The organism is Nonomuraea maheshkhaliensis (assembly GCF_039529435.1).
Taxonomy (GTDB): domain Bacteria; phylum Actinomycetota; class Actinomycetes; order Streptosporangiales; family Streptosporangiaceae; genus Nonomuraea; species Nonomuraea maheshkhaliensis.
In genome coordinates this window covers 9,383-15,761 of record NZ_BAAAMU010000188.1, presented here as the reverse complement: position 1 = coordinate 15,761, position 6,379 = coordinate 9,383, and the positions used below count along the sequence as shown (strand labels likewise).

Genomic DNA, 6,379 nt, shown 5'->3' with positions numbered 1-6,379 from the left:
GACGGCATAGTCGAACCAGCAGAGCCTCACGCGAGAACCGAACTACACCACTCCGTGGGACGTGACCCGTGCACGGCAGTCGCGTCGCACCACGCTGTAGACGTCTCGCACGGTGCGACGCGTATGCCTGTCACCAGGGCACGGAGAAGCTGTGACGGACACCGACGTTCTTGTCCGCCCCCGGAAGGACGACCAAGGATTGGCCCTGGCACGAGACATCGTCGTAGACGGTGATGGGAGCATCGGTCCTGTTGGTCACTCGCACGAAACCAGCTCTCACCTGGGAACATCCCGCCCGAGGATCGTTGAAGGCAACCCTGCCCTGCCCGGCATCCCTCAGCACGAGCAGCCCCGCCGCAGCCTGCGCCGGAACAGCGGCCGTGCTCACCAACCCAGCGGCCGCGGCCGCTACCACCACACCCCGCATGATCTTCGACACCCGTCTTCTCCTCTTCGAAGGCGACCAACACCTGACTACGACACAACAATGTGCACCATCGCCCCCTCGTCTTCCTGTCTGCTCACTGTCCCCGATGGTGGAGCGAGCCGGCCTTTCACATGAGCCGTGGCAGAGAGCTCGGTCGCCCGCTCAATCGCCGCTGCCGGTCGAGGGCGACCGTAGCTACTGTCGCGTACCCAGTGCGCTGGTCGCCGTCGGCTACAACCCTCACCAGCTCCAGACCGTGGCCGCGGATCTTGAACCAGTAGTCAGGCGTCCGCCCCACTGGACGATCGGTCAATTGGGGCGCGCCGGAGGCATGCTTCTCCCGCCGGGCCAGGATGTGCATGACCGCCAGCCCAAGCGGCTGGCTTGTCGCCACCGGCCGATCGCCGAGCAGACCGATGATCTCGGCCGTGGCCGCCTCCTCCGCACCGGGCACGGGCCTCGTCGTCCAGGACGCATATCCGGGCATCCATCCGGGCCCGCCGAGTCACGCATGGCCCGGCCGGGCGTGTTCAGCGTGCTGGTGAACGGCAGTCACCCGATGGTGGCGCCAGCCCATCACAGAGGATGAGGATCCGCCGGCGATACTTCCACGGGACCTGCGCGATCATGGTGGCCCCGCACCTCGAGGTGAGGGTTACGGTGTTGGACCCCGCACTCCCGGACACAGTCTGATGGCCAGGCACTCGCTGGTGCCATCCAGGCACGCGGTCAACGGATACAACCAGGAACTGCCCTTGTTCCGGCGGCCTCCCCCGTCGGCGCGGCAAGCGTGCCAGCGCTGAGACCGCCGCGGAAAGGGGCGGGGCGTGACTCAGGGTCCTGAAAGCTCGGGCTTGTCGGTTCCCTAGGAGTGCAGGTCGTAGTCGAAGCCGTGGTTGCGTCCACACCGACGCTTGCCGGCTTCCCGGGTATCGGCCATCTTCACGTACCGGTCGACGCATGACTGAACTGACGCAAGCCATCGACCACGGCACGGATTGACGGACGTCGAGAGGCGTTCGTCCGCCACACCGCGTAAATGTGGCGGACCAGCCGCGGGCGGATCTCGACAAACCGGATACCGGCCGGCACTGGATCACGGCCGAGACGAGGAATGATTGCGATGCCCAGGCCGGCGGAGACGAGCGCCAGCTGCGTCTGGTGCTCAGCAGCCATGCACGAGATGTCAGGCTCAATGCCGTAGGCACGTATCGTGTCCCTCAGCCACCCCGTGCATATCCAACCGTCGCTCCAAGTGATCCAAGCCTCGCCATCAAGGTCCTTGAAATCGACAATGCCTCGCGCTGCGAGAGGGTGCTTCTCAGGAACGGCAACATCCGCCACGTCATCGAGCAGCGCGACTCTCGTCAACGAGTCGGGGACAGTGATCGGCTCGTTGAACCAATCCTGCACGATCGCGAGGTCCAAGTCACCGCGGGTCACCCGAGGCAATGCGACGTGCGGCTCTATCTCTTCGAGCCCTACACGCAACTGCGGATGGGCGAGGCGGAAGTTCCGCATTGCCGGGGCAACGAGGCCACGCGCGGCGGTCGCGAACGTGCCGAGCGTCAATCGGCCGGAAACCGTCCCGCGGTAGGCCTCCAGATCTGCCTCCGCCCGCTCGGCCAGTGACAGCATCTGCTCCGCATGAGAGGCCAGGCGTTCGGCGGCACCGGTGAGCCGAACGCCTCGGCCACTCCGCTCCAGCAGTTGCTGTCCCACTTCCCGCTCCAGCTTGTCCATCTGCTGGGAGATCGCCGAGGTGCTCACATGCAGAACGTCTGCGGCTGCGGTGACCGAGCCGTAGGCAGCGATCGAGTGCAGGACGCGGAGTCGCTCGAGGTTCAACATATTAGCAATGCTACGCAATTTCGCTAAGACATTCTCCCTTGTGCTTTGCGGATGGAGCGGGCATGGTGGCGAGCATGAAAATCGACACCTTTCGAATCGGCGGCGACCTGCCCGTTTACCGACTCGGTTTCGGCGCGATGCGACTCACGGAATGGGATGCGCCTCGGGACTCAACTCTCGCGATAGAGGTCGTACGGAGAGCGATCGAGCTCGGCGTCACGCTCATCGACACCGCGGACGCATATGCCCTCGGCGCCAACGAGGAGTTGCTCGCCAAGGCGCTACATCCCTATCCGGCAGGCCTGGTCATCGCCACCAAGGCAGGGCAGAGCCGCCCAGGCCGCGAACAGTGGAAGCCTCTGGGACGCCCCGAATACCTCATCCAACAAGCTGAGCTGAGCCTGCGCCGGCTTCGATTGGAGCGCATTGAGTTGTTCCAGCTCCACCGGGTCGATCCCAACGTGCCTTTCGCCGACCAAATTGGTGCCCTGAAGCAGTTGCGAGACGATGGAAAGATTCGCCACATCGGATTGTCGCAGGTTGGTGTCGCCCAGATTGAGGAAGCTCGCCGAACCGTACCGATCGCAAGCGTACAGAACCTCTACAACGTAACTGACCGGCGGTACGAGGATGTGCTCGACTATTGCGCCGCCGCAGAGATCGCATTCATGCCTTGGTATCCCATTGGCGGCGGTGCACACGCGACAGCCGATGGGCCCCTCGCACAGGTCGCGAAGGAGGTTGGCGGGAGCCCCGCACAAGTGGCGCTCGCCTGGCTGCTCGCCCGCTCAGAGGTTGTCGTGCCTATCCCGGGAACCAGATCCTCCATCCACGTGGAGGAGAACATGGCGGCGGCAAACATCGAACTGACTCAGGAGCAGTTCCAACGAATTGCCTTCGTCTGAAGCCCTGCTGACGGCCACGGCCTCTTCTCGGACTGCATTCGTACACCCAGGAAACGCTTCTCTTCCTCAAGCAGCATGCGCGACACGGTGGTTTTGAAGGACGGACACCGCCTGGCAGAGATGACTGGCCTCGGAAGCTCCGCAGCATAGCCTGCGGAGGATTTCCCAGGGTCTTCAGCTGGGCGTTCGCCAGGACCGCGGAGCTTGGTGTGGGCGCGGTTGGCCTGCCTGTTCGACTTGAGCCTGTCCTTCGATTGCGTGTCGCGCGGTTCCCGTGCGTGCTCTCTGGGCCGGGCTGGTCGGGTCAGAACAGCACCTGAAGCTCCTGGTGATGACAGCGAAGATTGTGGTGACCAATCCCTCTACCAGAAGCTTTCTTCATGCCAGTGGGTCGATAGAGAACATTCGACATTGCGCCTGTCCGGATGCAACCACGACCGAGCAAGTGTGGCGGGTACTGGATCATCTCAAGTTTACATTTGACGGTCCAGAAGAATCCGGACAGATAGACAGCGACGAACAACCATGCTCGACCGGGCCCACAAGCTTGCCACTCACTCGCGCGTCACCGTCTCGACCGGATCCATCCGCCGCTACAGCACCGAACGGGTGACGATATCACCTGGCGCCTCCGGCAACGAGTTACACTCGGGCCCGGCCCCGAAAGAGACCGGGCCCCGAGCACGGCCAGCTCATTTTCGCTTGTAGAGACAACGGCGGTGCTGACCTGTTCGAATTGCACCGATACGCCGTTGAAGCCCATGGCCGCTTAGACTAGCAGCGGACATCTGATTTACGGTGCATAGCTCCAGAAGTACCAGCCGGCCGGCCGACCTGGCCCGGCATAGTCCTCCCAGTAGCAGCGGGAAGAGGTGGGATACAACACATCGAAGGCGTACCGAAACGACTCGCACACGTTGATGTCCGCGTATGGGCCGTAGTACCCCGGCCCTGGTACGGCTGCGACGGGCCCCGACGTCGAGGTTGACGTCTCGCCGGCCTGCGCCGATGCCCCGACTGGGATTGTTGCCACTATCGCACCGGCGGCGACAGCAGCGATGAGTTTTGCGATGCGCGTCGTATGCATTCATTGCCCTTCTTGCGTGCTTCAAACTACCGGACGGCAACGCTAGAGGCCTGCACCTTCCTATCCCTTTCGTAGGTCTGTCGTGAAGTTGAGCATTCTCGCTCGGCACCAAGAAAAGACACCTCCGCCGGTCGCGAAGCCGACATCGTCCGGGACACCGGCCGCCCGGCACCGCCCGCGGTCGGCCAGCGGCCCGCGCACCTACGCGGTCGCGGCCCAGCGGGGCTCGAAGCGGCCGCACCGGCCGGCGGTCCGGGTCATCAGCTCGGTGCAGATGACCATCCAGCCATCAAGATCTACGCTGTGGCTCGCGGCCACCGCACGGTCTTTTGTTGTCTTCACAAACCAAGAATGATCACGCGGTGGCCGTCGCCATGTGACCCCGACCCCTCAGGATCGCGAAGTGTCACCGGTGTACTCAATCGTGATCCACGGCATGTTCGTTCCCGAACCAGCAGGTCAGCACGGTCTGGCGCTGTTCTCGGTGAGCGGTGTGGGGCACGAAGGCCGGGATTCGTAGACCGACCCGCGCGTATGAGAACTGGTTCACGAATGCTCCACAGATCAGAGCTCCGGAAGATCTCGATCTGCAGTTGCCGTAACTGAGTTGCGCTACGAGACAGCTGCACGAAAGCCTTGCAACAGAAGTGATGAGTACTTTCTCCTCACGACAAGACCGCGAACGTCACCCATGGGCGTGTCCGTCGACCTGTCGGCTGTTGTGCAGTTGCCGGACTCTCCAGCTGGAGATGACTGTTGCCAAGCAGACGGGTCGCGATCCGCTGCCTGGATTCGCCATGCCCATGAGGTGCGGGCTGCGACGTCGAACACGGATCTCGATGGAAATTCGACTCGTACTGTAATCGTACGGACCCGATAAGGAGCACGAGTGTCGTGGATGCGCGCGGAGCTTGGCAGATGAATGAGCCAAGTCCCCTCTTTGACCCGACGGTGCCGAGCATGGCGCGGATCTATGACTATTGCCTCGGCGGCAAGGACAACTTCGCGGCCGACCGGGAAGCTGCGGATAGGATCCTTCAGGTATTGCCGAACGTTCGGCAGATAGCGAGGGAAAATCGCGAATTTCTGGGCCGAGCAGTACGCTTTCTCGCTGAAGCCGGCATCCGCCAATTCCTCGACATCGGCACCGGACTTCCTACTCAACAGAACGTTCATGAGGTCGCTCTAGGAATCGCACCCGATGCTAGGACCGTCTACGTTGACAACGACCCTATCGTGCTGGTCCATGCGCGTGCCCTGCTGGCTGACAACTGCCAGACCGTTGTGGTCGACGGCGATCTACGAGCGCCGCGGGAGCTCCTTGCCCGGACCGAGGTTCGGGCCCACCTTGACTTCGACCGGCCCTATGCGATCATCCTGTGCTCTGTCGTGCACTTCGTCGAGGACGACCAGGAGGCTGCCAACAGCGTCTCCGTACTGCGGGAGAGCCTACCGCCTGGTGGCGCGCTGGTGCTTTCTCACGGATTCCGTGGCGCACTGAATGACGACGCGATCGACATCGGAAGAGCGATCTACGCCCGGGCGCACGGCGGATTGAACATGCGCGATCAGGCAGCGATCAGCGAATATTTCCGTGGGCTTGAGATGGTGGAACCCGGCTTGGTCCCCGTGGAATTGTGGCGCCCCAGCCACGATCTCGATCTCATACATAATGCATCAGCCCCTGGTGTCCTGGGAGCCGTCGCCTTTGCTCCATAAGAAGAGATCCAGTCTCTACTCGAACACGCCATGCCCACCTCGTCGCCCCCGGCCCGGCGTCGCTTATCCGGATACGGAAACCTATACTGACGCGATCTCAGCCACACAGGTTGAGTTCGTGGAGCTGGTCATGGGTTTGCCCCAATGCCGTTTAGATAGATCATTTAGGTCTGGGGGTGCGGAGGTCGAGCAGGAGCTGGACGGTGGGCGGCCCGGGGTGGCGGGTGGCCCTGTCGCTGGGACGTCGTTCGCGGTGGCTGCTGCGTCGGGTGCGCTTGACGGAGCGGGGTAGGTTCGGTGGCGGCGTTGGGGGTTGCGGTTGCGGGGTCGGCCGGCCTGGTGGACGGTGCGGGTCCAGAGATCGTGTGGGGGTTCAGGGGGGAAAGGGGG

General features: G+C 63.1%; 4 protein-coding genes. 2 read left to right on the top strand and 2 right to left on the bottom strand.

Annotated elements, in window-relative coordinates; translation table 11 throughout:
• Positions 1-130: 130 nt before the first annotated feature.
• Positions 131-439 carry a hypothetical protein gene (locus ABFX54_RS53010; RefSeq protein WP_346114920.1) on the bottom strand — a complete coding sequence of 103 codons (309 nt, stop codon included), beginning with the start codon at positions 437-439 and terminating at the stop codon, positions 131-133.
• Positions 440-1,369: 930 nt separating this feature from the next.
• A complete protein-coding gene (locus ABFX54_RS53005; protein ID WP_346114918.1) occupies positions 1,370-2,278 on the bottom strand; it encodes a LysR family transcriptional regulator in 909 nt (302 codons plus the stop codon).
• Between the two features lie 74 nt (positions 2,279-2,352).
• On the opposite strand from ABFX54_RS53005, the gene ABFX54_RS53000 reads away from it, so the two are divergent.
• Together ABFX54_RS53000 and ABFX54_RS52995 are read left to right on the top strand one after the other, a co-directional pair.
• Complete coding sequence (locus ABFX54_RS53000; RefSeq protein WP_346114916.1) at positions 2,353-3,183, top strand: aldo/keto reductase; 831 nt, start codon at positions 2,353-2,355, stop codon at positions 3,181-3,183.
• Positions 3,184-5,188: 2,005 nt separating this feature from the next.
• Positions 5,189-5,989, top strand: a complete 801-nt coding sequence (locus ABFX54_RS52995) for an SAM-dependent methyltransferase (protein WP_346114922.1) — start codon at positions 5,189-5,191, stop codon at positions 5,987-5,989.
• Positions 5,990-6,379 lie beyond the last annotated feature (390 nt).

Excerpts from the sequence above, each read along its gene's own strand:
- ABFX54_RS52995 (WP_346114922.1), top strand. The coding sequence starts at position 5,189 with ATGAATGAGCCAAGTCCCCTCTTTGACCCGACGGTGCCGAGCATGGCG.
- ABFX54_RS53005 (WP_346114918.1), bottom strand. The coding sequence starts at position 2,278 with ATGTTGAACCTCGAGCGACTCCGCGTCCTGCACTCGATCGCTGCCTAC.
- ABFX54_RS53000 (WP_346114916.1), top strand. The coding sequence starts at position 2,353 with ATGAAAATCGACACCTTTCGAATCGGCGGCGACCTGCCCGTTTACCGA.